Source organism: Amycolatopsis sp. NPDC102522, assembly GCF_055584485.1.
This window is the reverse complement of the sequence record NZ_JBVJLY010000009.1, coordinates 214000-240759: the sequence shown is the minus strand read 5'-3', so window position 1 is coordinate 240759 and position 26760 is coordinate 214000. Positions and strand designations below refer to the sequence as shown.

Below are 26760 nucleotides of genomic sequence, written 5' to 3'. Positions count from 1 at the left end.
GAGCCGGCTCCGGGTAGCCTCAGGCTCGAACTGATGTTCGCCGGAGAAGTCGGAGCAGCGGAGGAAAGCGTGCGGGTACTCGGGGTCGACCCCGGTCTGACCAGGTGCGGGCTCGGAGTGGTCGACGGCGGCACGGGCCGCACCGTCCGCGCCGTGGCCGTCCACGTCGTGCGGACCCCGCCGGACGCCGATCTTTCCGTGCGCCTGCTGGGGATCTCCGACGCCGCCGAGCAGTGGATGGATCGCTACAAGCCCGAAGCCGTCGCAGTGGAGCGGGTCTTCGCGCAGCACAACGTGCGCACCGCGATGGGCACCGCGCAGGCGGGCGGCGTCGTCGCGCTCGCCGCGGCCCGGCGCGGGCTGCCGGTCGTGTTCCACACACCGAGCGAGGTCAAAGCCGCCGTCACGGGCTCCGGCCGCGCGGACAAGGCGCAGGTCACCGGTATGGTCATGCGGCTGCTCGGCCTCGAGGTCAAACCGCATCCGGCGGACGCCGCGGACGCGCTCGCGCTCGCCATCTGCCATCTGTGGCGCGAACCGATGCGCGTCCGGCTTGCCGAAGCCGAAGCCAGAGCGGCCGAGATCGCCAAGAACCACAAGGCCAGGCTCGCCGCCGCGGCACAGCGCGCCAAGAAAAACGAAGCAAAGACTCAGGGAGCGGCTCGATGATCTCCTCGGTACGCGGTGAAATCCTCGCCATCGGTCTCGACCACGTCGTGATCGAAGTCGGGGGAGTAGGCCTCGCCGTACAGGCCACACCCGCCACTCTCGCGACGCTTCGCCGCGGCGAGGAGGCGATGCTGCACACCGCGCTCGTGGTCCGCGAGGATTCCTTGACGCTGTTCGGTTTCGCCGACGCCGACGCCCGAGGACTGTTCGGTCTGCTGCAGACGGTCTCCGGGATCGGCCCGCGGCTCGCGCTGGCGACGCTGGCCGTCCTCGATCCTGACAAGCTGCGGTCCGCGCTGGTCGAAGGCAACATCACCGTGCTCACGCAGGTGCCCGGAATCGGCCGCAAGGGTGCCGAGCGGCTCACGCTCGAATTGCGTGACAAGGTCACCGCGCTCGCGGGCCCGACCGACGGCTCGCCGGTGGTCACCGCGCCCGGCGTGCTGCGGGGCGAGGTCGTCGAGGCGCTCGCGGGTCTCGGTTTCCCGGCCAAGCAGGCCGAACAGGCCGTCGACAAGGTGCTCAGCGAGGGCGACGGCCACACGACGTCCTCCGTGCTGCGCGCCGCGTTGGCCACCCTCGGGCGTAAGCGGTAGCTCGCCACATGGACTATGAGGCCGTGACGGATTTCGAGGCCGACGACGAGACGCTTTCGGCGCTGCCACAGACCGGCGAAGGCGAGGTCGAGACCACGCTTCGCCCGCGTAAACTCGACGAGTTCATCGGCCAGCCACGAGTCCGTGAGCAGCTCGAACTCGTCCTGGAGAGTGCACGCCGCAGGGGCGTCCCGCCGGACCATGTCTTGTTCTCCGGCCCGCCCGGACTGGGCAAGACGAGTATGGCGATGATCGTCGCCGCCGAACTCAACGCCGCCATCCGGATCACTTCGGGGCCGGCACTGGAACGCGCGGGGGACCTCGCCGCGATGCTGTCCAACCTGGCGCCCGGCGACGTCCTGTTCATCGATGAGATCCACCGGATCGCCCGGCCCGCCGAAGAAATGCTGTACCTCGCGATGGAGGACTTCCGCGTCGACGTCGTCGTCGGCAAGGGGCCCGGCGCCACCAGTATCCCGCTGGAGATCGCGCCGTTCACGCTGGTCGGAGCCACGACGCGGTCCGGCTCGCTGACCGGCCCGCTGCGCGACCGGTTCGGTTTCACCGGCCAGATGGAGTTCTACACCGACAGCGAACTCGACCTCGTCGTGCGCAGGGCCGCCACGATTCTGGAGATCGAGATCGACCGCGACGGTTCCGCGGAGATCGCCCGCCGGTCCCGCGGCACACCCCGGATCGCGAACCGGCTGCTGCGCCGGGTACGCGACTACGCCGAGGTTCGCGCTGACGGGCACGCCACCCGCAAGGTCGTGCGCGCCGCGCTGAAGGTTTACGACGTCGACGAACTGGGCTTCGACCGGCTCGACCGCGCGGTGCTGACGGCGCTGGTCAAGTCCTTCGGCGGAGGCCCGGTCGGCGTGTCCACGCTGGCCGTCGCGGTGGGGGAAGAACCGACTACGGTGGAAGAAGTGTGTGAGCCTTACCTGGTCCGCGCCGGTATGCTCGCCCGCACTCCTCGCGGCCGGGTCGCCACAGCGGCCGCGTGGGAACATCTCGGCCTGCCGGCTCCGGCCGGTGCCACACGGGGCGAGCAGGGTGGCCCGAACCTGTTCGACCAGGACTGACCGGACCGTTCACGAGGTCCAAGGCCCGTGGTGGCGACGGGTGGTGGTGGAGTTTCCGCTGGCACCTGGCACACTCGGGTAGAGCACACCCCGCCAAACCGGACAAAACAGCGCACCGCGCGGCGTCCGCTCGAAATGGAGAATCATGAACCAGTTATTGCTGCCGCTGCTCCTGATGGCCGTCGTGGCGATTCCTCTCGTCATGGGCACCCGTAAGCAGAAGAAGGCGGCGGCAAAGCAGCAGGAGCTGCTCTCGAGCCTTGCTCCCGGTGACCGGGTGATGACCACCTCCGGTCTCTACGCGTCTGTCGCCGATGCCTCCGCCGACACCACGATCGACCTCGAGATCGCTCCGGGCGTCGTGACCACCTGGCTGCGCCAGGCCGTCCGCGAGAAGGTCGAGCCGGTCGTCGAGACCGACGTGGACGACGCTGACGCCGTCGAAGCCGAGGCTGTCGTCGAGGCGCCGGTCGTCGAGTCGAAGGACGACGAGCGCGTCGAAGAGAAGGCGGGCGCGCAGATCGCTCCTCCGCTGGAGCACGGCAAGAAGTAGCGCCTGTAAGGCCATCCCCGACACCAGACTTTCGTAGGTGCGGGGTCAACGCCGGGCTCACGCAGCACCGAGTAGTGTCTCGGTGCTGCGTGCGTGTCCGTCGTCATAGTCGTGCCCGTTCACCGGGCATCGTCATCGAGGCAGGTTCGCGGTACCACCGGACTCCCGTCCGGCGAGTGAACAGCCAAGTCCATTGGGGAAAACCCAGTCCGTCCGAGGAGACCGAAGCACAGTGGCCGCACCGGCCGGGCATCTCCGCCCGGGACGCTATCTCGCCTTCTTCGCCCTGATCGTGGTGGCGCTGTACGCCCTGGTGTTCTTCACCGGTGGCGGCAAGCCGACGCCGAAACTCGGCATCGATCTGCAAGGCGGCACGAGGGTCACCCTGTCCGCCCGTAATCCCGACGGCGGCGACCCTCCGCGAGAGTCCCTCGAACAGGCCCGCTCGATCATCGAGCGCCGGGTCAACGGTATCGGCGTCGGTGGCACCGAGGTCGTGCTCGACGGCAGCAACGTCGTCATCACCGTCCCCGGCGAGCAGGGCGACCAGGCCAAGACCCTGGGCAAGACCGCGAAGCTGGGCTTCCGGAAGGTCGTGACGTCGCAGCCGTCGACCCCGGTCCCGCAGCCGTCGACCCCGCCGGCTTCAGGCGCGCCTTCGTCGGCGCCCTCCCCCTCCGGTGCCCCGGGCGCGAGCGCTCCGCCGAGCAGCCCGGCCAACGGCGGCGGTGGCGCCGTCGGTGCGCCGCAGCAGCAGGGCGGCTCCGACGAGCAGACCAAGAAGGAGATCGAGGAGGCCCGGAGCCTCCGGCAGAACCCCGATCTGCTTTCGACGGACCAGGCGAAGCAGGCCGCGGCCGCCGAGAAGGCCTTCGCGGCCCTCAACTGCGACCCCAAGGTGACGGATCCGCTGGTCGGCAACGACCTCACCGACAAGCCGCTGGTCGCCTGTGGTGACAAGAACACCATGAAGTACCTGCTGGAGCCGGAGTTCCTCCCCGGAACGGAGATCGCCGACGCTTCCTCGGGCTACGACACCCAGAACTCCCAGTGGGTCGTCAACCTGAACTTCAAGGGCGACGGTTCGCGTATCTGGGGCGACTTCACCTCGAAGAACGTCCAGAAGCAGGCCGCGTTCGTCCTCGACACGCAGGTCGTCTCCGCGCCGACCATCCAGTCCGCGATCCTGGGCGGTCAGACCCAGATCACCGGCCGGTTCAGCCAGGCCGAGGCGAAGGACCTGGCGGACGTGCTGAAGTACGGCTCGCTGCCGCTGTCGTTCGAGTCCTCGGACGCGACGACGGTTTCCGCGACGCTGGGTCTCGCCTCACTGCAGGCGGGCCTGATCGCGGGCGGTATCGGCCTGCTGATCGTCTTCATCTACTGCTTGTTCTATTACCGGCTTCTCGGCGTGCTGACGATCCTGTCGCTCGCCTTGTCGTTCTCGCTCGTCTACGCGGTGTTGGTGTTGCTGGGGCGGTGGATCGGGTACACCCTCGACCTCGCCGGCGTGGCGGGTTTGATCATCGCGATCGGTATCACCGCAGACTCGTTCGTCATCTACTTCGAACGACTGAAAGACGAGATCCGGGAAGGCAGGTCGTTCCGGTCCGCGGTGCCACGCGGCTGGTCCCGTGCCCAGCGCACGATCCTCGCCTCGGACGCGGTCAGCTTCCTCGCCGCGGCCATCCTGTACTGGCTGGCCGTCGGTGAGGTCAAGGGCTTCGCGTTCACCCTCGGCATGTCGACCGTTCTCGACCTCGTCGTGGTCTACCTCGTGACCCACCCGCTGGTCGCGTTGATCTCCAGGTCGAAGTCGAAGATCCTGTCCAACCCCAAGAACCTCGGCCTCGGTGCCGTGCAGCAGCTGGGCTCGGAGCGCAAGGCGGCCCGTCCCGCCACCGGTCGCCCGAACGTCAAGGAGGCGTGACCGTGGTCGACGACAACACCACCACCACCGCGGGCAAGCGCGAGAGCGTCTTCCGCCGCCTCTACGTGGGCACAGGCGCGTTCGACGTGGTCGGCAAGCGCAAGCGCTGGTATCTCTTCTTCGGCGCGCTGGTCCTGGTCTGCATCGCGTCGATGGGGATCAAGGGGTTCAACTTCGGGATCGACTTCGAAGGTGGCACCCAGGTCCAGATGCCCGCCAACGGCAAGAGCGGGCAGATCACCGAGCAGCAGGCGAAGGACGTCTTCGCCGAAGCCCTCGGGAGGCCCGCCGACGAGGCGCAGAAGGTCGGAACGGGCGGGTCCTCGACCATCCAGCTCCGTTCGGAAACGTTGGAGACGTCCGAGGTCAACAAGCTCAAAGAAGCGCTGTTCGAGAAGCTGGGCCCGATCGGGTCCAACGGGCAGCCGAGTGTCCAGGCGATCAGTGACAGCGCGGTGAGCGCGTCCTGGGGCGGGGAGATCTCGCGGCAGGCGTTGATCGCACTCGGGGTGTTCCTGCTGGCGGTCACGCTGTTCCTGGCGTTGTACTTCGACACCAGGATGGCCGCCGCGGCACTGATCTCACTGCTGCACGACATCGTGGTGACGGCTGGTGTGTACTCGCTGATCGGCTTCGAGGTCACGCCGGCGACGGTCGTCGGTCTGCTGACGATCCTCGGGTTCTCGCTGTACGACACGGTGGTGGTGTTCGACAAGGTCCGCGAGAACACGACCGGCCTGCTCGGGCTCACCCGCCGGACCTTCGGCGAGGCGGCCAACCTGGCGCTGAACCAGACGCTGATGCGGTCGTTCAACACCGCGCTGATCGCGATGTTGCCGATCCTCGGCCTGCTCGTCGTCGGGTACATCCTGCTCGGCTCCGGCACGCTGCAGGACCTCGCGCTGGTGCAGCTCACCGGCACCGTGGTCGGCGTGCTGTCCTCGGTCGCGCTGGCCACCCCGCTGCTGGTGGACTTCAAGATGCGTGATCCGAAGTACCGTCAGCAGGCCGAGCGGGTCGCCTCGCGGCGCGCGAGCCAGGCACGCAAGGCCGCCGAGCGCGACGACGACGACTTCGACCCGACCGACGAGGACTCTCTCGCCGCCGAACTCCGCAAGGAGAAGGCGTACGCCGCCGCGGCGAGCGTCCCGGCTCGGAACCAGAAGGCCCACAAGGGGCGTCCGTCGGGCAAGCGCAAGCGATAACCCCGGTTTCAAGCGTTATGAAGGGGACTTTCATTGCAAATTTTGCAATGAAAGTCCCCTTCATAACGACCGGTCACGAACACCACGCAAGCTGAGAGCAAGGAAGTCATGGAGCTCGACAAGGCACTCGACCTGATCGCCGACGTACCGGACTTCCCGGAACCCGGCGTGCTGTTCCGGGACCTGAGCCCGCTGTTCGCCGACGCGGGCGGCTTCAAGGCCGTCACCGACGCGCTGGCCGCCACCGTCGATCCCGGGGCCGAGCTGCTGGCGGGGGTGGAAGCGCGCGGGTTCCTGCTGGCGGCCGCCGTCGGCTACTCCCTCGGCCTCGGCGTCGCGCTGATCCGCAAGCCCGGCAAGCTGCCCCGCGTCGCGGGCCGGGTCGGATACACGCTGGAATACGGCACGGCGACCGTCGAACTCCCCGAAGGAGTCGTCGAGCCGGGCCAGCGTGTCGCGGTCCTCGACGACGTGCTCGCCACCGGCGGCACGGTCGCGGCCACCTGCAAGCTGCTGGAAGACGCGAAGGTGCAGGTCACTGGGGTGTCGGTGGTCATGGAACTCGAAGCGCTCGGTGGTCGTTCCGTGCTTGAAGGGCGTCGTGTGGAGGCCCTCCGGGTGTGTTGAACGGGCGTACCAAGTGAGCCGCGAGGGGGAGCGGTTACCCTTGACGTCCGAAGGCCGCACGAAGCGCAGGAGGTGCGGGTGAGCCAAGAGCTCGATGCCGCGGTGTCCTCGAAGGACGGCACCGAGCAGAACGGTGCAGCGCGACAGGGGGCCGCGCCGACGCCGTCCGCGACGCGCCGTGTCCGCGCCCGTCTCGCCCGCCGGATCACCGCTCAGCGCGCCGCGCCGGTCAAGCAGGTCCTCGAACCACTCGCCGTCATCCATCGCGAGCTGCATCCGAACGCGGACCTCGCGCAGCTTCAGCGCGCCTACGACGTCGCCGAAGAGCTTCACCGCGAGCAGCGGCGCAAGTCCGGCGACCCGTACATCACGCATCCGCTGGCCGTCGCGACCATTCTCGCCGAACTCGGCATGGACACCACGACACTGGTCGCGGCGCTGCTGCACGACACCGTCGAAGACACCGGCTATTCGCTGGAGAGCCTGAAGGCCGACTTCGGCGAGAAGGTCGGTGAGCTCGTCGACGGGGTCACCAAGCTGGACAAGGTCAAGCTCGGCACGGCCGCCGAGGCCGAGACCATCCGCAAGATGGTCATCGCGATGGCGCGCGACCCGCGCGTGCTGGTCATCAAGCTGTCCGACCGGCTGCACAACATGCGCACCATGCGCTTTCTGCCGCCGGAGAAGCAGGCCCGCAAGGCCCGCGAGACCCTGGAAGTCCTCGCCCCGCTGGCGCACCGGCTCGGCATGGCGACGGTCAAATGGGAGCTGGAGGACCTGGCCTTCGCCATCCTGCAGCCGAAGAAGTACGACGAGATCGTCCGCCTGGTCGCCGATCGCGCGCCCTCACGCGACACCTACCTGCGGTCCGTGATCACCGAGCTGACCAGCAACCTGGAAGGCTCGCGGATCACCGCCAAGGTCGAGGGCAGGCCGAAGCACTACTACTCGATCCATCAGAAGATGATCGTCCGCGGTCGCGACCTCGACGACATCCACGACCTGGTGGGCGTGCGGATCCAGGTCGAGGACGTCCGCGACTGCTACGCCGCGATGGGTGTCGTCCACGCGCTGTGGCAGCCGGTTCCCGGCCGGTTCAAGGATTACATCGCGCAGCCCCGTTTCGGCGTCTACCAGTCGTTGCACACGACGGTGATCGGCCCGGACGGCAAACCCCTCGAAGTCCAGATCCGTACCTACGAGATGCACCGCACCGCCGAGTACGGCATCGCCGCGCACTGGCGGTACAAGGAGACCAAAGGCACCCACAGCGGGAACGCCGTGGACGTCGACGAGATGGCGTGGATGCGCCAGCTCCTCGACTGGCAGCGTGAAGCCGCGGACCCGGGTGACTTCCTCGAGTCGTTGCGCTACGAGCTCGCTTCGCGCGAGATCTTCGTGTTCACGCCCAAGGGCGACGTGATCACGCTGCCAGTCGAGTCGACCCCGGTCGACTTCGCCTACGCCGTGCACACCGAGGTCGGGCACCGCTGCATCGGCGCCCGCGTCAACGGCAGGCTCGTCGCGCTCGAGCGCAAGCTGGAGAACGGCGAGGTCATCGAGATCTTCACCTCGAAGGCCGAGACGGCGGGGCCGAGCCGCGACTGGCTGCAATTCGCCGGTTCGCCCAAGGCCCGCGCGAAGATCCGGCAGTGGTTCGCCAAGGAACGCCGCGACGAGGCGATCGAAGGCGGCAAGGAGGCCATCACCAAGGAGGTCCGCAAGGTCGGCCTCCCGATCCAGCGGCTGGTCTCCGCCGAGTCGATGGGCGCCGTCGCCACCGAACTCCGGCACCCCGACATCAGTTCGCTGTACGCGGCCGTCGGCGAGGGCCACACCAGCGCGAAGCACGTCGTGCAGCGGCTGGTCGCGCTCATCGGCGGGGTCGACGAGGCGGAAGAGGAGCTCGCCGAGCGCGCGACACCGTCCACGGTCACCCGCCGCCGCGGCTCGAACGACGTCGGTGTCGTGGTGAAGGGCGCCAGCGATGTCTGGGCCAAGCTCGCCCGCTGCTGCACGCCGGTGCCGGGCGACGAGATCCTCGGTTTCGTCACCCGTGGCGGCGGTGTCAGCGTGCACCGCACCGACTGCACCAACGCCGACGACCTGACAGCCCAGCCGGAGCGGCTGGTCGAGGTCGAGTGGGCGCCGTCGGCGTCGTCGGTCTTCCTCGTCGCGATCCAGGTCGAGGCGCTGGATCGGCACCGCCTGCTCTCGGACGTCACCAAAGTGCTCGCGGACGAGAAGGTCAACATCCTGTCCGCGTCGGTCACGACGTCGCGGGACAGGGTCGCGGTCAGCCGGTTCTCGTTCGAGATGGGCGACCCGAAGCACCTCGGCCACGTGCTGAAGGTGGTCCGAGGTGTCGAAGGCGTCTACGACGTCTACCGGGTCACTTCGGCGTCCTAGCGCAGATCGACGTCCCGAGTGTCACGCCGGGGACAGTCCACGGCGTCGTCCGGCCCGTTCGTCGTGAGCCGCTGCTGGACCTCGCGGTGACGGAACTGGGCTGCGGTACCCGCCAGGCGGACCAGTCCCGCACGGTAAGCCCAGTCGAGGAAGGTCTCGGGCCGCGGTGGGAGAAGGTGCCGACGGGCGTAGTAGCGGATGGCGAGCTCGTGACGGAGCCGGGGTGTCGGGCCGCCGCCGAGAAAGAGCGCGAGGCCGGCGGCCAGTCCGACGACGGCGCCGTCGACGATGCCGCCGGGAAAGCTGCCCAGCGCGAGGAAAAGAAGCGCGGTGAGGGCGCTCTGGATCGCGACCGTCGTGCGGACCTGGTGCTGTGGTTCGCTCGGCCGGGTCGCGGTCTTGAGCCGGGTCGTCGAGTCACCCGCTCCGCCGATGAGTCCCATGGCGAAACCGATCGCTCCCAGTGTCAGTGAGCCACCGAGCGCCACGCTGTGCAGGTCTCCGGCGCCGGAGAGCAGGCCTGCGGCGATTCCCGCCGGGATACCGGCCAAACCACCCAACAGCATCCAGGTGACGGCGGTCCGGCGAACCTTGCGGAATCCAGCGCGGGTCGTGAGCAGCCGGGGTTCCATGCGTTCCATGGCTCGCGTCGAGGTCGTAGCCGTGAATCGGAAGATGACCGCGCCGATGCCGAGCAGCGCGGGGATGACGATGAACCAGCGTCCTGGATGGGAACGGAAATCGTCGCTTCCGCCGACGAACCACGCACGAATGAACAGCAGCAACAGGAACAGGACGGTGAGTCCTGAAATGACCGCGGCCGCCAGCAGCCGGACGCGTCGGCCCCGAAGAGCCGGGTCGTCGGCCGTCCGCCACAACTCGTGGAGATGGATGTCCGTACCCGAGAAACCGTGGACGCTCATCCACGCGAGATGGTTCGCGAGCGTGCTCAGCCAGGTGCGGACGTCTTCGGCGCGGTAACGCGTGCCGTCCGGGCTTGGATAGTGCTCGACCACGGCAGGGAGGAGCCGGTCATGGAGGAAGTCGTCCAGTTCGGCCTCGGTGAGCTTGCGGAGTTCGCGAGGATCCGGGCCGGTGACGGGATCTCGGTAGACGTTCACCGCGAGGTAGAGGTTCAGCGGTGAGGAGAGGAACCTGGCGAGCCTGCCCGCCGGATGCGTTCGGACGAGGTTCAGCACCGGCCGCCAGCGGGCCTGTGTTCTGTCCGGTTGCTTCGGATCGGGGAAGCGGTGCGAGAGCCAGTCGACGATCTGCCCGACTTCGAGCGCTTTTACGGTCACCGCTGTGGCGTCCTGCAACGGCGTTTTGCGGGCGATGCGCCGGTAGTTCTCCATCCGGCAGGCCACGACCACCGGCCATCGGTGCGACCCGCCGGCGGTGTTCAGCGCGGTGATGACCTCGACGGCCCGGCGCGGGTCGGCCGCGGCGTCCATCTCGTCCAAACCGTCGAGGATCGGCAGGATCCAGCCGCCGGCGACCAGCGCTTTGGCCGCGGATCCCGGCACGCCGTAGACGGCGGTGAGCTGCTCGCTGGTCCAGACGTCGAGGCGTTCGCGAATCTCGGACGACCCCGTTTTGACCTCCGAGAACGCGGGAAGGCTGAGCCGGACGGGGACCCGGACCCGTTCGCCGGTCGTCGCGCGAGCCTTCTCCGCCAGGTGCAGCAACAGCCGGACCATGAGGACGGTCTTGCCCGAGCCGGGTTCACCGAGTACGAGCAACCTGCCGAACTGCAGGCTCTCGTAGAACTCGGTGACCGTGCTCAGGGATCCCGTTTCGGGACCGCCGTCGTCCCGCCAACGGACCTCCACGTCGTCCGGGTGGGTGCGGGCGAAACCGATGTCGGCGGGTTCGGGGTGTCCGGTGTCACCGAGCAGTTGCTGCAACGCCCTGGCCTCGGCCGTGACGACTTGGTCGAGCAACGTCGAAGCCTTGGCCTTCAGCTTGGCGTCGTCGGCTTCAGGACGCGGCCGAAGAGCGACGAAGGCGGCCACACTGCCGAGGACCGCGACAGGCAGGGCGAGCACGTTGGCGATACCCGCGCCGTCGTTGCCCTTGCCGAGTAACCACGAGGTGAGCCAGAACAGCCCTGCCGTCCCGGCGACGAGGACGACGGCCGGCCATAGCCGTCGGTCGAATCGCGAACCCATCAGGCCATCTTGCCCACATCCGACTGGTTCCGGTGGAGGCGCGCACTTAGGGTGCGGAACATGACTGACGGGTTCGAATTCACTCGTGACGGCGAGGTCGCGCGGCTGACGTTCACCAGGCCGGAGAAGATGAACGCGATCACCTACGGGATGTGGTCGGCGATCCCGGACGTGGTGGCGCGGGTGGAGGCGGACCCGGCGATCAAGGTCCTCGCGGTGACCGGCGCGGGCGCGCATTTCTCGGCGGGCGCGGACATCAGCGAGTTCCGGGACCTCCGGTCCACCGCCGACGCGGCCGAGACCTACGACAAGGCCGTCGACGAGGCCGTCGCGGCGCTGACGGCGTCGCGGAAGCCGACGGTGGCGATGATCCAGGGGAACTGCATCGGCGGCGGCTGCCAGATCTCGGTCGCGTGCGACTTCCGTTTCGCCGCGGAAGGCTCACGCTTCGGCATCACGCCGGCGAAGCTCGGCATCGTCTATCACTTCGACTCGACCCGGCGGCTGGTCTCCCTGGTCGGCCCGGCGCACGCGAAGTACTTCCTGCTGTCAGGCGAACTCGTCGACGCGCGGCGGGCGCGGGAGATCGGGCTGCTCAACGACGTCTTCCCCGCCGACGAACTGGAGGCCTCGACGGCGAAGTTCGTCCAGACGCTGGCTTCGCGTTCGCAGGCGTCGGTGCGCGGGATGAACCGGATCATCGAGAAGATCGTGGCGGGGCAAGAGGAGTCCGACGCCGAAGTGGACGAGATCCGGCTCGGTGCCCTGCACGGCGAGGACTACGCCGAGGGGGTGGCCGCGTTCCTCGCGCGGCGGCCGCCGAAGTTCACCTACCGCTGAGGCCGCGCGTTTCGTCCTCTGAATGCGGGGCTGGGCTGATCGTTCACTGGGGCCGCCGGTCGTCCGGCATGTCGATGACCAGCGGTTTCGGCAGCGGCGCGGTCATCACGGTGACGGTGACGCGCGCGTCCGTCGGGACGGCCGCGAGCACCTGGGTGTCGGCCGTGCTCAGGAAGAAGTACGCATGCCCGCCGGGTTGCCAGGGCAGGTCGAGCGTTCCGGTACTGGGCGGGAAGTCGAGGGGATCGGGCTCGGGAGACTTCAGGGTGCGCCGGACCCACGCCCGCCGCAGCCTGAGCCCGCCGAGCAGGCCCAGCAGCGCGCCGCCGATCCCGGTCGCCAGAGACGCCACGAGACTCCCCGACGTCGCGGACGCGGCCGGGATGGCTGTCTGAGCAGGCCTGGGCGGGGGAGCGGCCGGAGCGGCGGGCAGCGGGCCGTCGATCGCGCCTCGGGCGTCGGACGGGAGTTGCAGGACCTGCCCTGGCTGGATCGAGGCCGGATTGGTGAACGTCGTGCCGTCCGGCCGGGTCCTGCCTTGGTTGAGCCGGAAGATCTCCGGGTAGCGCGCCCCCGCGCCGAGGGTCTGCTCCGCGATCCGGAAGAGCGTGTTCTCGTCGGGGACAGCCGAGAACGGGACCACGAAGTATTTGACGACCGCGCCGGACGGCTGTTCCTGTGCCTGGGCGAGGCCGCCCAGGGAGCCGGCGAACAGTACGGCGAGAGCGAAACTGGTGCGAACCCGGTGAGCGGCCAAGGGTCCTTCCTTTCCGGACGGCTACTCACCACACGTGCCGGCGCGAAGGAAGGTTCGAGCTAGATTTCGTCCCAGGGGTTGCTCTCGTACGCCTCGGTCAGGATCCGGCCGGTCTCCGGCGCGAACGGCAGCACGACGTCGTCGACCGACGCCACCGGCCAGCCGACCGACTCCGAATTGGTCAGGAACATGGCGTCGAAACCCGGCAGTTCCGCCGGACGGACTTCGCGGGTCTCCTGCGGGATCCCGTGGCGCGTCAAGCCGCGCCGGATCAGTTGCCGGGTGATCCCGTCGAGTACGGGAGCCTGCGGCCAGACGACCGTGCCGCCGTCGAGGAACCCGACGTTCCAGATCGACGCCTCGCTGACCCGGCCCTGGTAGTCGACGAACAGCGCGTCGTCGTAGCCCGCCAGCATCGCCTCACGCGAGTGATGGACCAGGCCGAACGTGCCGACGTGCTTGACCTCCGGCAGCACCCGTTCGTAACGCACCGAGCGCAGGCGCAGCGGCGTCAGTTCGTGTTCTTTCGGCGGCCCTGTCCGGACGAGGACGTCCGGGGCCGCGGGCGCGCCGGGATCGGACCAGTCCATCGCGCGGGAGAAGATCAGCACCCGCACGGACAGCGCGTCCTCGCCCTGGATGGCTTGCCTCACGTATCCGCGCACGGCCTCGGTGTCGAGTTCGCCGGCGAACATCCGCCGGGTGCTCGTCACGAGCCGGTGCAGGTGGACGTCCAGGCCGCGGACCTTGCCGTCGCGGACCTGCATCGCGGTGAAGTGGCCATAGCCGAACGCGCCCGCCAGGTCTTCCGGCCGGGCGGGCGCGCCGTTGATCTCCAGCTTCACGTCAGGCGTTGACCGTGACGCCGGTGAACTTGACCTCGGTGTTCGGCGGGCCGGTCCCGTCGCCGTTGCCCGCTTGGGCGTTGGCGCCTGCCTTGGCGACCTTGTCGAGCACCTTCAGGCCCTCGTCGGAGATGCTGCCGAAGACCGAGTACTCCGCGGGGAGTTCGGCCTCGCCGTACACCATGAAGAACTGGCTTCCGCCGGAGTTCGGCTGCTGCGTCTTCGCCATCGCGAGGATGCCGCGGCCGTACTTGATCTCCTTGAACGCCTCGTCCGGCATCGTGTAGCCCGGACCGCCCATGCCGCTGGCCTCGGGGTCACCGCACTGCAGCATCTGCAGGCCGGTGGTGCCGAGCCGGTGGCACTTGGTGTCGTTGAAGTAGCCCTGCTGGGAGAGGCTGATGAAGCTCTGGACTGCGCACGGGGCGAGTGCCCTGTCCAGCGTCAGCGGGATGTCGCCCGCGGTGCTCTTCAGCACGAGGTTCACCGTGCCGTTCGAAGAGACGTCCTTGCCTTCCGGCTTGTTCACCTTCTTCGCCGCCGCCTTGCTGGCGTCGTCCTTGTAGTCGCACGCCACCGGGTTCGCCAGCGGCGTCGGCCGCTTCGGCATCGGAGTGCGCTCCGAGGGGATCGTGACCTCGGGGGTCGGAGGAGCCGAGCTCGGGGAAGCGTCGGAGGCGGCATCGTCACCACTGCCGCTACTGCTGACGATCCACCACACCGCGCCTGCCACGATCGCGACGACGCCGACGACCGCCACCGAGCCGACGATCTTGCGGCGTTTGGCCTTCTCGGTCCGTCGCACGATCTGTCGCTCGAGCTTGCGCTTCGCGGCTTCGCGGCGCTGCTGGTTGGTCGGCACCCGCCCTCCCCGTTTCCACTCGATGTCACACGTCTGAGGTAGCGGAAGTCTATGGGCACAGCCTGTGAGGCCCCCGTACAGGGGCCGCTAGGCTTACTTGATCGTGATCAGGGCCATCCTGTCACCTGTTCGGCGGAAGAACTGAGGAGGCGTTTCGTGCTGGTTGTCGGTTTTCCGGCAGGCCCCCTCGAAGCCAACTGCTACCTGCTCGCCCCGGAGGGCGGCAGGGAGTGCGTGATCGTCGATCCGGGAGAGGACGTCGCCGAACCGCTCGAGGCCGCCCTTTCCGGACACGGGCTGACTCCGGTCGCGATGCTCGCCACCCACGGCCACCCCGACCACGTCGCCTCGGCGGCCGAGGTCGGCGCGCGCCACGGGATACCTCTTTACCTGCACGAGGCGGACCGGCCACTCCTCGGCCCGGACGCCGGGGAACGGAAGGACGGGATCGTGTCACTCGTCGATGGCCCGCTCAGGCTGGCCGGGCTGGAGATCACGGTGTCCCGCACACCGGGGCACACCGCCGGTTCGGTGGTCTTCGGGCTGACCTCCGCCGAGGGCGGCCGGATCGTGCTCACCGGGGACAGCCTGTTCGCCGGTTCGATCGGCCGGTCCTCCGGCGACGGTGACGAGCTCGTGCGGTCCCTGGGCGCCAAGGTGATGACGCTGCCCGACGACACCGTCGTCCTGCCGGGCCACGGCCCGGCCACCACGATCGGGCAGGAGCGGGCGGGCAACCCGTTCCTCGCCGGGACGGGCGTGTGATGACCGAGCCGACAGGGACGCCCGAGACCCCGGAGCGTCTCCCGCTGTTCCACGACGACCCCAAGCTCCGCCGCAGGCGCGGCTGCTCCAGCATCGCCGGGGTGGTGATCTTCGCGGCCGCGTTCGGCGGGATCGCCGGGCTGATCGGCGGTGAGATCGTCGGCCTCGTCGTCGCCGGGGTGATCGCGCTGCCGCTGGTCTACATCATGTTGTACAACCTGCGCCGCCGTGTCTGGCTCGAAGGCGAGACGCTCATCGTGCGGACCTGGGGCGTGCGGCGGATCGACCTGACCGCGGCCGAGCGCATCGACCTGGTGATCAGCGACGTGCGCGGCACCCGGACGGTCAGCCTGCTGGTCAACGCGGGCAAACGCCGCAAGGTGGCGAAGGTCGACCTGGCCGTGTACTCCGGCGCGGGCGGCCGGGAACTCGGCATCCTGCAACTGCGCAAGCTGGCGAACGCGCTGCTGAACAACACCGACGCGAACGGCCTGGTGTTCTCGGAACTGCTGGTGGCGCAGCTGAAGTCGGAGGCACGCGGGGACGCTGCGGCGGAGCGGCCGCTCTACCGGCTGGCTTCGGCGGCGCCCTCCGGGAAGTACATCCAGCGGTTCACGATGGAAGCCGTCAGCCGGTTCGTGGCGACGCTGGACTAGCCGCAGAGGCCCCGCGAGTGTCATGAAAGGGTCGTTCAGGATATTTTTCGTCCTGAACGACCCCTTCATGACACTTCCCCCGGGTGCCTGTGACTACAGGGACTCTTGAGGCTCCCGCGAGGCGATCAGGGCGGCCAGCACAGTGGTGACCGGGACCGCCGCGACGATGCCGACGCTTCCGGCCAGTGTCCGCACGATCTCCTGCGCGATGTCCTCCGCGCCGAGGATCGAGCCGAGCCCGACCCCGGAAAGCGACGTGTACAGCAGCACCGGCAACGCCGCCCCCGCGTACGCCATCACGAGCGTGTTGACCGCCGAGCCGACGTGGTCCCGCCCGATCCGCAGACCCGCGCCGTAGAGCTCGCGCCAGCCGAGGGACGGGTTCGCCCGCCGCAGTTCCCACACCGCGCTCGTCTGCGTCACCGTGACGTCGTCCAGCACACCGAGCGCGCCGATCACGACGCCCGCCAGCAGCAGCCCCCGCGCGTCGATCCCGTGCCCGAGCGAGCCGATCAGCTGCGACGTGCTGTCGTCCAGCCCGGTCAGCGACGCCGCGGCCGAGAAGATCGCCGACAGGACACCGATCAGGATCAGGCTCACCAAGGTGCCCAGCACCGCCACCGAGGTTCTCGCGGACAGCCCGTGGGTCAGGTAGAGCGCGACGAACATGATCGCGCCCGCGCCCGCGATCGACACCAGCAGCGGACTTTCCCCGGCGAGGATCGACGGCAGCACGAACAGCGCCAGCACCAGGAAACTCAGCCCGAGCGCGATCAGCGCGGCGAGCCCCTGCCATCGGCCCAGCACGATCACCGCGAGCGCGAACAACCCGGCGAGCAGCAGCAACGGTGTTCCGCGCTGGAAGTCGACGATCTGGAACGACGACGGGTTCGCGACGTCGCCGCCGTTGTAGGACAGCACGACCTTGTCGCCCGCTGCGAACCGCGGCGTGCTCGGCTCGATCGGGAGCGTCAGCTTCAGCGGTTTCCCGGTCGCGGGACCGTCGGTCATCGTCACTTCGCTGGTGAGACAAGGTTTCGCGTCCGGTGGCGGCTCGCCGACCTGGACCTGGCCTTCGGCGAGGCACGGTCCGGTGATCGTCGCGGTGACCGTGGCGCTCACCGGAGTCCCCTGGGGGAAGACGCTTTTCGCCGGATCCTTGCCCCACGGGTAGAGCAGGATCATGCCGGCGACGGTCGCGACGGCGAGCGGGATCAGGAGCCACATCAGCAGCTGCCGGACCCGGCGTGACGCGGGCGCGGCGGGGCCGTGACCGTGCGAGTGCCCGTGACCGACCGGTTCGATCACGGGTTCGGGCTCGGGTTCCGGCTTCGGTTCGGCGGCACGGCGCTTGCCCGGCTCGGCCGGTCGAGGCCGCTGGGCCGGGGGCCGGGGACGTCGCGCACCTTCCGGCGGCGGGGTCCGGCGCGGCGAACGGGACGTTCCGGGCGAACGATCGGACGGGGTGTCCGTTACCCGGCGAATCGGGCCGGTGTCGTCGTCGGAGATGTCGCGGCGGTTCACCCGCACATCCTCCACAGTCCGTGACGGGTGCCGCACACGGCCTAGCCGAATGCCTGCCTCAGGTGGACCCGGCGGTAGGCCGATGGAGGGGTGTCGAAGTGGTCGAGGAACGCTTGGCGAAGGGTCTCGGTCGACCCGAAGCCGCATCGCCTCGCGATCGAAGTCAGCGGGAGTTCGGTGCCGCACAACAGTTTCGCCGCGTTCTCGGTCCTCGCCGCCCGCACGTACCTGCTGGGCGTGGTGCTCAGGTGCGCGTCGAACAACCTGGTCAGCTGCCGGGTGCTGATGCCCGCCCGCTCGGCGAGGACAGTGGTGCCGAGATCACCCGCCAGGTGTTCGGCGACGTACGCGGTGATGTCGCGGACCAGCCGGTTCTCCGGCGGCGGACCGGACAGGAACATGCTCACCTGCGCCTGGTTGCCCGGCCGCTGCAGGTAGGTCACCAGCATGCGGGCGACCTCCCTGGCGACGCTCGGACCGTGGTCCTCCTCGACGAACGCGAGGGTGAGGTCGATCCCGCTGGTGACACCCGCCGCCGTGTAGACGTTGCCGTCGCGCACGTACAGCGGCACCGGGTCCACGTTCACCTGCGGATAGTTCGTCGCGAGCCGGTTGGCGAACCGCCAGTGGGTGGTGGCGCGGCGCCCGTTGAGCAGCCCGCACGCGGCGAGCACGGTGGCGCCGGTGCACACCGAGGCGACGCGACGGCTCTGCTGCGCGAGCCTGCGGACGTGGGTGACGACCCGGGGATCGGCGGCGGCGGCTTCGTGCCCGGTGCCGCCCGCGACGATCAGTGTGTCCAGCTCGCCGGTCACCTGGTCGAGCCGGTATTGCGCTTGGAGAACCAGCCCGGATTCGCAGCGGATGCCGCGGCCGTCGACGCTGGCGAGCATGATCTCGTAACCCGGCTTGCCGCCGAGTTTGCTCGCGGCGTCCAGGACGTCCCCCGGGCCGGCGATGTCGAGCATCTCGGCATTGCTGTAGCCGACGATCAACACTCGTCTGGGTGAACCCGGCATGATCGAACGCTAGCAGTAGCGCCCGGCCGTCGGACGTAGTTCGCAGGAATCCGGACATCCGGCCCGCCGAGGCCTCTTCGCTGCGACACCGTTGTCCCATGACAGACGACAAGAAGATCATCGCGTTCGTGGTCTACCCGGGGATGACCCCGCTCGACATGGTCGGACCGCTGACCGTGCTGGACGGCATGGCGAGCACGGCGCAGGAGTACCGGACGGTCGTGGTCGGCGAGACGAAGGACCCTGTCGTCACCGACAACCCGCTGAAGCTCGTGGCGACCCACACCTACGACGAGGTCCCGTCGCCGTACGCCCTGCTCGTACCCGGTGGCGCCGCGCCGACGCTGAAGGCGCTCGCCGACGAGAAACTGATCGGCTACCTGCGGAAGGCCGGGGAGAGCGCGGAACTCGTGACCTCGGTGTGCACGGGATCGCTGCTGCTGGGGCAGGCCGGCTTGCTGGAGGGCCGCCGGGCAGCGACGCACTGGATGTTCCGGGAGTTCCTGCGCGCGTTCGGGGCGGAACCGGTCGCCGAACGCTGGGTCGAGGACGGGAACGTGATCACCGCCGCCGGGGTGTCGGCGGGGATCGACCTCGCGCTGCATCTGGTCGAACGGCTCGTCGGTGCCGAGATCGCGCGGACGATCCAGTTCGTCATCGAATACGACCCGGAGCCGCCGCTCGGCCCGCTGGACTGGTCGAAGCGGCCGTATGGGGACCTCAAGCCGTTGCTGGAGCACACCCTGAACGAGGCGCTCGCGGACGAACCCGCCCTGAGGGACCGGCTGCTCGCGCACACCGGGAAATGAGAGGGACGGCCATCCGGGTGAGAAACCGCCGAAACGGGGACTGCGCTGGGTTACATTCTGGTCATCCGTCCAGGTGATAGGTGGCCCGTGGAGTTCAAGGTGCTCGGCCCGCTCGGGGCCTCGGTCCCGCTCCCGTCGGCGGCGCAGCCCCGTCGGGTGCTCGCGGTGCTCCTCGCCAGGCCGAACGAGTTCGTCCACCGGGACACCCTCGTGGACGAACTCTGGCCGCAGAACCCGCCGTCGAGTGCCGCCGCGGTCGTGCAGATGGCCGTTTCCAAGCTGCGCAAGGCGTTGTCGCCCGGACTGCCGGTGGACGACGTCCGGCAGCGGCTGCGGTCCGGCGGCGGTGGCTACCGGCTGACGGTGTCGGAAGGCGAACTGGACGCCACCGGTTTCTCCGGGCTGACAGCCGCGGCCGCGACGGCGAACAGTGTCGAGCGCAGGGCGTTGCTCGAACGGGCGCTGGGGTTGTGGCGCGGCAAGGCGTTCGCCGACGTCCCGGCCGGTCCGCTGGTGGAGGCGCACCGGCTGTGGCTCGAAGAACAGCGGTGTTCGGTACTGGGCAGGCTGGTGGAACTCGAACTGGCGGACGGTGACCACAAGGCTGTCGCCGATCGGTTGGCACCCGAGCTCGTCACCCGGCCGGGTGACGAGCGCTTCGCCGGGTGGTACGCCGAGGCGTTGCACGGGCTGGGGCGGCGGGACGCCGCGCTGGCCGTCCTCGACAGATGCCGTCAAGCGCTATGGGAGCACGCCGGCGTCTCGCCGGGCGAAGATCTGCTCGCGGTCCACCGCCGGATCGCCGGCACCGGCTGGTCGGTGGGCGGCCCGCCGTGCGGTCTTCCCCCGGCGACGCCGGATTTCGCCGGCCGAGCCGGGGAACTCGCGGAAGTCGGCCGCGCGCTGCGAACCCCCGCGCCGGTCGTGCTGCACGGCGCGGCGGGCGCGGGGAAGAGCGCGCTGTCCGTCCAGGCCGCTTGGCGGATGCGCAAGCGGTTCCCGGACGGTCAGCTCGTCGCCGATCTGCGGGAGACCGGTGACGTGCTCGCCGGGTTCCTCCGCACACTCGGCCTCGCGGAAGCGGAACTCCCCGCCGACCGCGCCGGGCTGATCTCGTTGTGGCAGAGCCATACCGCGGACCGGCGGCTCCTGGTGATCCTCGAGAACGCCCGGTCCGAGGCCGAGGTGCGGCCGTTGCTGCCGAGCGGTCCCGGCTGCGGGACGATCGTCACGACGCGGCGACGGCTGGCCGGGCTCGTCGGGGCCAGGCCGGTCGAGGTCGGCGCGCTGTCCTCCGGGGAATCGCGGATCCTGCTCGGCGCGATCGCGGGGGAGCACCGGCTGTCCGCCGAACCCGACGCCGTCCGCCGGGTGCTGGCCTGCTGCGACGGGCTCGCGCTGGCGGTGCGGGTGGCGGGGATGAAGCTGCTGCAGCGGCCGAGACTGAGCGTCGCCGAATTCGCGGCGCGCCTGGAGAGCGAGCGCCTGCGCCTCGACGAACTCGCCGCCGGTGACCTGGCCGTCCGCCCCGTGCTCGCCGAAGTCATCACCGCGCTTTCGCTGCGGCAGCGGAACTCCTTGCGGTTGCTTACTTTCCCCGGCTCGACCCAGGTCGCCGACTGGTTCGCTACGGCCTTGCTGGGCTGTTCGTCCCGCGAGGCGGCCGAACTGCTCGACGAACTGGTGGACGATCATCTGCTTCACGCCGAGCCGGATCAGGCCGGTTTCCTCCGGTACCGGCTGCCCGGCCTGGTCCGGCTCGCGCTTCGGGAACCGCCGGACCCCGGCGCTCTCAGGCGCGCGCTGACGGTCATGGCGGGTTTGGCCGAGTACGCCGTCGCCGCGCTCGACGTCGAGTACCCGCCGCCTCGCCGTTCGGACGTCCCCGCGGCGGCTTCGGACCGCGTCGCGGCCGATCCGAGCGGCTGGCGCGCTGCCGAGACCGCGAACCTCGCGCTCGCAGTCCGGACCGCGAAGAGCTACGGCTGGACTCAGCTGACCGCGCGGCTGGCCGACGCCTACAGCGACCTCGTCGGCCCCCGGAACGGCGGCTCGCCTGCCTGGCTCGGGTTCGGCATCGTGCGCGATCGCCTCGACCTCCCGGCGGAGGCGGAGAAACTGCTGAAGCTCGGCCATTCGCATGCCAACGCGGGGGATCTGGCGCGGGCGAGGACGTGTTTCTCGCTCGCCGAGGCCCGATTCCGTACCTCGGGCGACCGGCGGGGCACCGGGTCCGCGCTCGTCGCGCTCGCCGACGTCGACGCGGACTCCGGCCGGACCCACTCGGCGGTCGACGCGCTGCGGGAGGCGCTGGACCTGTTGCGGGACAGCGGTGACCTCACCGGGCAGGCGATGGCGTCGGCCCAGTTCGGCTCGCTCTGGGACGATCTCGGCGATTTCCGGCGGGCGAAGGAATGCTTCGACGCAAGTCTCCTGCTCTCGCTTCACTGCGAGGACGGGCAGCAGCACGACAGGTCCGCCAAGCGGTACGCCGATGTCCTGCGGCGAAACGGCCGCCTGGACGAGGCCGGTGAGCTGCTGACGAGCGCGTTGACCGGCACCCGGACCTCGCGTGAACGCCACTGGGAGGCGCACGTCCTCCGCAGCCTCGGCGATCTTCACGCGAAAACCGGCGACGCGGGGGAGAGCGAACGCTGTCTTTCGCGCTCGCTGGAATTGTTCGAACACGTCGGACACCGGCACGCCGCCGCGTACACGCATCGGAGCTTCGGTGAGTCCCTGCGCCTCGCGGGCGAGCACGTCCGGGCCGGGGAACACCTGGCGCTCGCGATGAGCACGTTCCGCGAGCTCGGCGACCGCCGGGGCGGCGGATATGCCCTGCTCAGCTTCGGGCGTCTACGGGCGGCCGAAGGCGTTGCGACCGAAGCCGCCGAAGGTCTCCGAACCGCGGCGGGCCTGTTCCGGGAACTGGGATTCCCGATGTGGGAACTGCGCGCGCTCCAGGACCTCTCCGCCGTCGACAGTGGCGGACGCCAGCGCGACCGGGCTCGTGAAGCCTTGACGAAGATCCGCTTCGGAGTGACTCCGGCATAGCCCGGCGAGGCGCCACCGGCCGCTGCGTTTGGCGAAGTTATGGCGACGGCGTGTTGAGTCGCTCAAGTGAGCGGACTTCGCGCCGCCCCGAAATCGCGGAACTGGGGGTGGCGGCGCGTACTCGTGGCCGGGTGACGCCTTCCGAGGGCAGGAGGCGTCACCCGGTTCGACGCTAGCCGCGGACGTGCAGCAGCGCGTCCGCCTCGCCGAGGATCCCTTGGTCGAGCGGGAAGTAGCCCTGTCGCGGAACGGGGTCGGTCCGGACGCGGGCAGGCGGGACGTCCGAAGCGGGGAGCAGGCCCCAGTCCGTGGTGACGTGCTTCTGCAGGAACCCCTCGTAGGTGTCGGGCTCGGGCTCTTCGAGCGCTATGGCCTTGCTTCGGCCGAGGCTGGTCGCGACGAAGGTGTAGCGATCCCCGAGCAGCGGAGCCACCAGCGCGCCAGCCGGGAACCAGGTGGTCTCCGTCCCGGCCACGTGCATCGTGCTCGCCTGGCGGCGCAGATGGAGGTTGTGGGCGAAGACCAGCGTCCTGCCCCGATCGGCTTCGGCGGCGCGGATGTCCAGCAGATTCCGCGCCATGATCGCGTCCCTGATCGCGACGAGCGGCAAGTACCGCTCGCTCGGCTCGAGCGGTTCGGCGCATTGCCGGTGGTAGCGCAGCAGGTCGATCCCCGCCATGAGGTTGATCTCCGCTCGTGACCAGGCGTCTGTGACCGGTTCCGGCTTCCGCGAGCGGAGCGTGGCGAGCAGGTCGGCCGCTATCGCGCGCAGCCGGTAGGCCTCGGCCGTGGCACCGATCGACGAAGCCGCGTCCATGACGGCTTCGGTGCGGCTCCAGCGTTCGTCGTCACCGGCCGTGGTCGCGATGTCCACGTCGAGTCCCAGGAAATCGCGGGCGTACTCGAGGTAGCGCCGAGGGCTGGGCGCGGAGGTGTTCTCGGTCTGGGTGTCGAAGCCGTGGAACGAAAGCCGTTCCGCGGGAGGGCGATCGTCGTTGAACTCGCGCAGCCACGCGATCAGCTGCCGGTTGGCGTCCACGGTGCCGAAGACGTGTGTGAAGCCTTCGCTCATCGCGAGGTCGAGGCTTCCGGTCCCGTCCTGGACGTAGTCGTTCGCGACGAGCGCTGCCACGCGATCGGTTTCGAGGGCGATCGAGCGGAAGCCGCGGTCGACCAGCTGGGCGAACAGTGCGTTGCGGACCTCCGCGAAGACCGGGGTCGCGTGCGTCGGCTCGCCCAGGGCGAGCAGGTCGCAGGAGGGGGTGACGAAGTCTCGGATGTCTTGACTCATGAGGTTCAAGCATATCGTTGATGCTTCGATTGAGACTTTGGTTCCAGTTGTGCAGGTGGGGTGCAGTTGAGTTTAAAACCGGTGGTTAGGTGTGGGTCGGGCTGGTCGTGAGTGGCGATTCGGATTAGAGCCAACAGTGTCTTAGGTACCTACTGGATTTCTGGCCACGGCCTTCACGGACTTGCCGATCGCCACGTTCGCGCCCCACGCGCACCAGCAGCCACAGCGGGCGCGCGTGAAGGACCCCTTCCCTCGGCTCAGCCGAGGAAACTCGACCTCAAGTACGTGAAGGGGGCCTTCAGTGCGCAAGGCGGCCTTCACGGACCGCATCCAGTCGGGCGCCATCGACGCTCCGCCGGAACGTCACTTGCGAGCCGCGCGAAGCTCGCGGCCCCGCAACAAGTCCACTTTCGAATAACTCGACCCCATTCCATTCTTCCGCTATAAAGCTTAAAGAACCTTTCGCGAGCGAAGGTGCTTCGCTCGCGAAGCAGGCCTTCGCGGAAATGCGGGACCGCAAGTTATCAGCAGTTGAGGTGAATTACCGCGTGGCAATCACCGCGCGGCCGGAGTTCCGCTCTACTTTGTCCCGCATGGTTGAGAAGGATTCGACGGCGCGGACCCGGGAACTGGGCCACCGCATGAAGGCGTTCCGGCAGCGCAGGCACTTCAGCGGAGCCGACGTCAGCCGCCGTAACGGCTGGTTGCAGAGCAAGGTCACGAGGTGGGAGCAAGGGCTGCGCGAACTGTCCGTGGTGGACGCGGCGCTGTACCTCGCGACCTGCGGCGAAGTGGAGCCCGAGCGTGACCTGCTGCTGGAACTGACGCAGGCGGGCAGCGACCTGTACTGGGTGCGGCCGTACTTCGACGAACTCGTCGATCCGATGAAATCCCTGTCCATCCAAGAGGATCTCGCGCACACCGTGGTGCGCTACGAGTCGTTGACGCTCCCCGGGCTGCTGCAGACCGAACCGTACGCCCGCACCGCCTACGAACTGATCGGCAACCGGGATCAGGCTCAGCTGGACCAGGTCGTGAACGCCCGGATGGACAGGCAGCAGCTGCTGCGGCGGGACCGTCCGCCGCAGTGCCGGTTCTACGTCCACGAGCGCGCGCTCCGCTCGGTCGTCGGCGGTCCCCGGATCATGCACGAACAACTGCTCCACCTCGTCCTGTCCGCGAACCTGCCCTATTGCTCGATCCGTGTCGTCCCCGAAAGCAACGAAGTGAGCAGGACAATCGAAAATTCGTTCACCATCATGGAATTCGCGGAGCATCCGGCGGTGGTGTACACGGATTCCTATGCGGCGGGAGTGTTCATCGATGATCGAGTGGCGGTCGAGGCGTATTACTCGCTTGTCTCACGACTGGAAAGCGATATCCTGACCGAGGAGAGATCGCGTCAAATGCTCGCCGAGTGGGCGGACCGGTACGACCGGATGGAGGAGTGACCCGATCGGGGTTTCCCGCAGGCTCTTCCTGGGGTAATCGTTCCGGGTAGTCGAGGAGAAGGAGAACGTGGTGACGAAGACGCATGGCGGAGCCCCGGTCGTCGAGGCGGAGATCGAGCGGAAGTACGACCTGGCGGCGGACAAGCCCATCCCGCCGTTGGTCCCGGCCGGTCCCGTGACGAACCAGGCCGAACCGAGGGTCGACGTCCTCGACGCCACGTACTTCGACACCGCCGACTTCCGGCTCGCGCAGGCGGGTATCACGCTGCGGCGGAGGCTCGGCGGAAGCGACGAGGGCTGGCATCTCAAACTCCCTGTCAGCGCGGACAAACGCGAGGAACTCCGGCTCCCGCTGTCGGGCAAGCCGGACAAGGTGCCCGGGGTACTGGCGAAACTGGTCCGAGCGCACACCCTCGGCGCCAAACTCGTCCAGGCCGCGCATCTGCGCACCGAGCGCACGTCGTATGCCCTGCTCGACGCGAAGGGTCGCGAGGTCGCGACCCTCACCGACGACGTCGTCACGGGCGAGGCGGGCGGGGAGAAGGCGCACCTCGACCGCTGGCGGGAGATCGAGATCGAACTCTCGCCCGGCACCGATCCCGAGGTGCTCGACAGCCTGGATCAGGCCGTCGTGAAGGCGGGCGCGGAGCGGTCGAGGTGGCCGTCGAAGCTCCGGCGGCTGACCGACGAACTCGTCCCGTCGGCAGGGGGAGCATCCGGCTCGGTACTGGCGGACTACTTCGCCACGCAGCTGGACGTGCTGCGCCGCAACGACATCGGGGTCCGCCGGGATACCGAAGACGCGGTGCACCAGATGCGGGTCGCGAGCAGGCGCCTGCGGAGCGGCTTGAAAACCTTCCGTCGCTCCCTTGACGCCGACGTCGCGAACGGGCTCGCCGCCGAACTCCGCTGGCTCGGTGGTGAACTCGGGCCGGCGAGAGACAACGAGGTGATGGCCGCACGGCTGCACGCCGAGGTCAAGGCGCTTCCGGCCGAACTGGTGCTGGGCAACGTCGAGCAGCTGATGACGAGGCACTTCGCGCGCGAGGCCGAAGAGGCCAAGGAGCGGGCCCTCCGGGCGCTCGACAGCAAGCGGTACACGGATCTGTTGCGATCACTGGAGAAGATCGTCCGCAAGCCGAGGAAGATCAAGGACGGCAAGGAGGAGCTGCGGAAGGCGGTCGCGCGTTCGGATCGGAAGTTGCGCGCTGCAGTCGCCGCGGCGAGCGAGCTTAAGCCCAGTGCGGAGCAGGACGCCGCGTTGCACGAGGTGCGCAAGAAGGCCAAGCGTGCCCGGTACGCCGCGGACACGGTCCGGCCGGTGACAGGCAAGAAGCTTCGAAAATGGCGAAAGAACGTCAAGGCGGTGCAAACCACGCTCGGCACGCATCACGACGTCGTGGTCACCCGGGAGGTCTTGCGGCTTCTCGGTCTCCGCGCCTACGCCGAGAGCGAAAACGCTTTCACCTACGGCCTTCTGCACGGTCGATCCGTCGCCGCGGCTGAGGCCGCGCACCGGCGCTTCGCAGGAGAATGGCAAGAGCTGAGTAAAGGTTCTCGACCGAAATGGCTCAAATGAGGTAGCCCGGGTTGACCTCTCGCCCGTCGTGAGTACCGTCGTGGGGACTTGGTGGTCTGGAGA

At 68.9% G+C, this 26760-nt stretch carries 22 protein-coding genes; 15 read left to right on the top strand and 7 right to left on the bottom strand.

Annotated features, from left to right (window positions below; all coding sequences use genetic code 11):
• Positions 1–69: 69 nt before the first annotated feature.
• The 8 genes from ruvC (at position 70) to ACZ6YV_RS22740 (ending at position 9074) form a co-directional block, all read left to right on the top strand.
• Positions 70–669, top strand: coding sequence for a crossover junction endodeoxyribonuclease RuvC (gene ruvC, locus ACZ6YV_RS22775; protein WP_465511605.1), 600 nt, complete (start codon positions 70–72; stop codon positions 667–669).
• Positions 666–1265, top strand: coding sequence for a Holliday junction branch migration protein RuvA (ruvA, locus tag ACZ6YV_RS22770; RefSeq protein ID WP_465511530.1), 600 nt, complete (start codon positions 666–668; stop codon positions 1263–1265). The genes ruvC and ruvA overlap by 4 nt, the downstream gene beginning before the upstream one ends.
• An 8-nt stretch (positions 1266–1273) precedes the next feature.
• The gene (gene ruvB, locus ACZ6YV_RS22765) at positions 1274–2350 is read left to right on the top strand and encodes a Holliday junction branch migration DNA helicase RuvB (RefSeq protein WP_465511529.1); all 1077 of its coding nucleotides are present in this window, start codon (positions 1274–1276) and stop codon (positions 2348–2350) included.
• 145 nt (positions 2351–2495) lie between these two features.
• On the top strand, positions 2496–2903 hold the full coding sequence (gene yajC / locus ACZ6YV_RS22760; protein WP_378239299.1) for a preprotein translocase subunit YajC: 408 nt from the start codon (positions 2496–2498) through the stop codon (positions 2901–2903).
• Between the two features lie 232 nt (positions 2904–3135).
• The gene (secD, locus tag ACZ6YV_RS22755; RefSeq protein WP_465511528.1) at positions 3136–4833 is read left to right on the top strand and encodes a protein translocase subunit SecD; all 1698 of its coding nucleotides are present in this window, start codon (positions 3136–3138) and stop codon (positions 4831–4833) included.
• The gene (gene secF, locus ACZ6YV_RS22750) at positions 4830–6038 is read left to right on the top strand and encodes a protein translocase subunit SecF (RefSeq protein WP_465511527.1); all 1209 of its coding nucleotides are present in this window, start codon (positions 4830–4832) and stop codon (positions 6036–6038) included. The genes secD and secF overlap by 4 nt, the downstream gene beginning before the upstream one ends.
• 108 nt (positions 6039–6146) lie before the next feature.
• Positions 6147–6665, top strand: coding sequence for an adenine phosphoribosyltransferase (locus ACZ6YV_RS22745; protein ID WP_465511526.1), 519 nt, complete (start codon positions 6147–6149; stop codon positions 6663–6665).
• Positions 6666–6743: 78 nt separating this feature from the next.
• The gene (locus ACZ6YV_RS22740; protein ID WP_465511525.1) at positions 6744–9074 is read left to right on the top strand and encodes a RelA/SpoT family protein; all 2331 of its coding nucleotides are present in this window, start codon (positions 6744–6746) and stop codon (positions 9072–9074) included.
• On the opposite strand, the gene ACZ6YV_RS22735 is transcribed toward ACZ6YV_RS22740, so the two are convergent.
• Positions 9071–11245, bottom strand: coding sequence for an NACHT domain-containing protein (locus ACZ6YV_RS22735; RefSeq protein WP_465511524.1), 2175 nt, complete (start codon positions 11243–11245; stop codon positions 9071–9073). The two genes, ACZ6YV_RS22740 and ACZ6YV_RS22735, sit on opposite strands and share 4 nt — an antisense overlap.
• A gap of 60 nt (positions 11246–11305) precedes the next feature.
• On the opposite strand from ACZ6YV_RS22735, the gene ACZ6YV_RS22730 reads away from it, so the two are divergent.
• Positions 11306–12085 carry an enoyl-CoA hydratase/isomerase family protein gene (locus ACZ6YV_RS22730; RefSeq protein WP_465511523.1) on the top strand — a complete coding sequence of 260 codons (780 nt, stop codon included), beginning with the start codon at positions 11306–11308 and terminating at the stop codon, positions 12083–12085.
• 43 nt (positions 12086–12128) lie between these two features.
• Here the strand turns inward: ACZ6YV_RS22730 and ACZ6YV_RS22725 are convergent, their stop codons facing one another.
• From ACZ6YV_RS22725 to ACZ6YV_RS22715, 3 genes are read right to left on the bottom strand one after another with little or no spacing between them, the layout of a single operon-like run.
• Positions 12129–12842: a LysM peptidoglycan-binding domain-containing protein gene (locus ACZ6YV_RS22725; protein WP_465511522.1), complete on the bottom strand. Its 714-nt coding sequence runs from the start codon at positions 12840–12842 to the stop codon at positions 12129–12131.
• A 59-nt stretch (positions 12843–12901) separates the two neighbouring features.
• The gene (locus tag ACZ6YV_RS22720) at positions 12902–13687 is read right to left on the bottom strand and encodes an aminotransferase class IV family protein (RefSeq protein ID WP_465511521.1); all 786 of its coding nucleotides are present in this window, start codon (positions 13685–13687) and stop codon (positions 12902–12904) included.
• 1 nt (position 13688) lies between these two features.
• A complete protein-coding gene (locus ACZ6YV_RS22715; RefSeq protein ID WP_378239289.1) occupies positions 13689–14549 on the bottom strand; it encodes a peptidylprolyl isomerase in 861 nt (286 codons plus the stop codon).
• A 156-nt stretch (positions 14550–14705) separates the two neighbouring features.
• Here ACZ6YV_RS22715 and ACZ6YV_RS22710 point away from each other — a divergent pair, with 156 nt between their 5' ends.
• Both ACZ6YV_RS22710 and ACZ6YV_RS22705 read left to right on the top strand, forming a co-directional pair.
• The gene (locus ACZ6YV_RS22710; protein WP_465511520.1) at positions 14706–15314 is read left to right on the top strand and encodes an MBL fold metallo-hydrolase; all 609 of its coding nucleotides are present in this window, start codon (positions 14706–14708) and stop codon (positions 15312–15314) included.
• A complete protein-coding gene (locus ACZ6YV_RS22705; RefSeq protein ID WP_465511519.1) occupies positions 15314–15970 on the top strand; it encodes a hypothetical protein in 657 nt (218 codons plus the stop codon). The genes ACZ6YV_RS22710 and ACZ6YV_RS22705 overlap by 1 nt, the downstream gene beginning before the upstream one ends.
• Before the next feature lie 93 nt (positions 15971–16063).
• Here ACZ6YV_RS22705 and ACZ6YV_RS22700 read toward each other — a convergent pair whose 3' ends face one another.
• Entirely contained in the window at positions 16064–17494 is a 1431-nt protein-coding gene (locus tag ACZ6YV_RS22700; RefSeq protein ID WP_465511518.1) for a YibE/F family protein, read from the bottom strand.
• Positions 17495–17535: 41 nt separating this feature from the next.
• On the bottom strand, positions 17536–18513 hold the full coding sequence (locus ACZ6YV_RS22695) for a GlxA family transcriptional regulator (RefSeq protein WP_465511517.1): 978 nt from the start codon (positions 18511–18513) through the stop codon (positions 17536–17538).
• A gap of 98 nt (positions 18514–18611) precedes the next feature.
• Here ACZ6YV_RS22695 and ACZ6YV_RS22690 point away from each other — a divergent pair, with 98 nt between their 5' ends.
• Together ACZ6YV_RS22690 and ACZ6YV_RS22685 are read left to right on the top strand one after the other, a co-directional pair.
• The gene (locus ACZ6YV_RS22690) at positions 18612–19322 is read left to right on the top strand and encodes a DJ-1/PfpI family protein (protein WP_378239283.1); all 711 of its coding nucleotides are present in this window, start codon (positions 18612–18614) and stop codon (positions 19320–19322) included.
• Positions 19323–19409: 87 nt separating this feature from the next.
• Positions 19410–22376 (top strand): AfsR/SARP family transcriptional regulator, encoded by a 2967-nt coding sequence (locus ACZ6YV_RS22685; protein ID WP_465511516.1) that lies wholly within the window; start codon positions 19410–19412, stop codon positions 22374–22376.
• A 172-nt stretch (positions 22377–22548) separates the two neighbouring features.
• On the opposite strand, the gene ACZ6YV_RS22680 is transcribed toward ACZ6YV_RS22685, so the two are convergent.
• Positions 22549–23667 carry an erythromycin esterase family protein gene (locus ACZ6YV_RS22680; protein WP_465511515.1) on the bottom strand — a complete coding sequence of 373 codons (1119 nt, stop codon included), beginning with the start codon at positions 23665–23667 and terminating at the stop codon, positions 22549–22551.
• A gap of 593 nt (positions 23668–24260) precedes the next feature.
• On the opposite strand from ACZ6YV_RS22680, the gene ACZ6YV_RS22675 reads away from it, so the two are divergent.
• Both ACZ6YV_RS22675 and ACZ6YV_RS22670 read left to right on the top strand, forming a co-directional pair.
• Positions 24261–25118, top strand: coding sequence for a helix-turn-helix domain-containing protein (locus ACZ6YV_RS22675; RefSeq protein ID WP_465511514.1), 858 nt, complete (start codon positions 24261–24263; stop codon positions 25116–25118).
• A 70-nt stretch (positions 25119–25188) separates the two neighbouring features.
• Entirely contained in the window at positions 25189–26697 is a 1509-nt protein-coding gene (locus ACZ6YV_RS22670; RefSeq protein ID WP_465511513.1) for a CYTH and CHAD domain-containing protein, read from the top strand.
• The last annotated feature ends 63 nt before the right edge of the window (positions 26698–26760 follow it).

Excerpts from the sequence above, each read along its gene's own strand:
- ACZ6YV_RS22705 (WP_465511519.1), top strand. The coding sequence starts at position 15,314 with ATGACCGAGCCGACAGGGACGCCCGAGACCCCGGAGCGTCTCCCGCTG.
- ruvA (WP_465511530.1), top strand. The coding sequence starts at position 666 with ATGATCTCCTCGGTACGCGGTGAAATCCTCGCCATCGGTCTCGACCAC.
- ACZ6YV_RS22695 (WP_465511517.1), bottom strand. The coding sequence starts at position 18,513 with ATGCCGGGTTCACCCAGACGAGTGTTGATCGTCGGCTACAGCAATGCC.
- ACZ6YV_RS22745 (WP_465511526.1), top strand. The coding sequence starts at position 6,147 with ATGGAGCTCGACAAGGCACTCGACCTGATCGCCGACGTACCGGACTTC.
- ruvB (WP_465511529.1), top strand. The coding sequence starts at position 1,274 with ATGGACTATGAGGCCGTGACGGATTTCGAGGCCGACGACGAGACGCTT.
- ACZ6YV_RS22690 (WP_378239283.1), top strand. The coding sequence starts at position 18,612 with ATGACAGACGACAAGAAGATCATCGCGTTCGTGGTCTACCCGGGGATG.
- ACZ6YV_RS22735 (WP_465511524.1), bottom strand. The coding sequence starts at position 11,245 with ATGGGTTCGCGATTCGACCGACGGCTATGGCCGGCCGTCGTCCTCGTC.
- ACZ6YV_RS22675 (WP_465511514.1), top strand. The coding sequence starts at position 24,261 with ATGGTTGAGAAGGATTCGACGGCGCGGACCCGGGAACTGGGCCACCGC.
- ACZ6YV_RS22730 (WP_465511523.1), top strand. The coding sequence starts at position 11,306 with ATGACTGACGGGTTCGAATTCACTCGTGACGGCGAGGTCGCGCGGCTG.
- ACZ6YV_RS22680 (WP_465511515.1), bottom strand. The coding sequence starts at position 23,667 with ATGAGTCAAGACATCCGAGACTTCGTCACCCCCTCCTGCGACCTGCTC.
- yajC (WP_378239299.1), top strand. The coding sequence starts at position 2,496 with ATGAACCAGTTATTGCTGCCGCTGCTCCTGATGGCCGTCGTGGCGATT.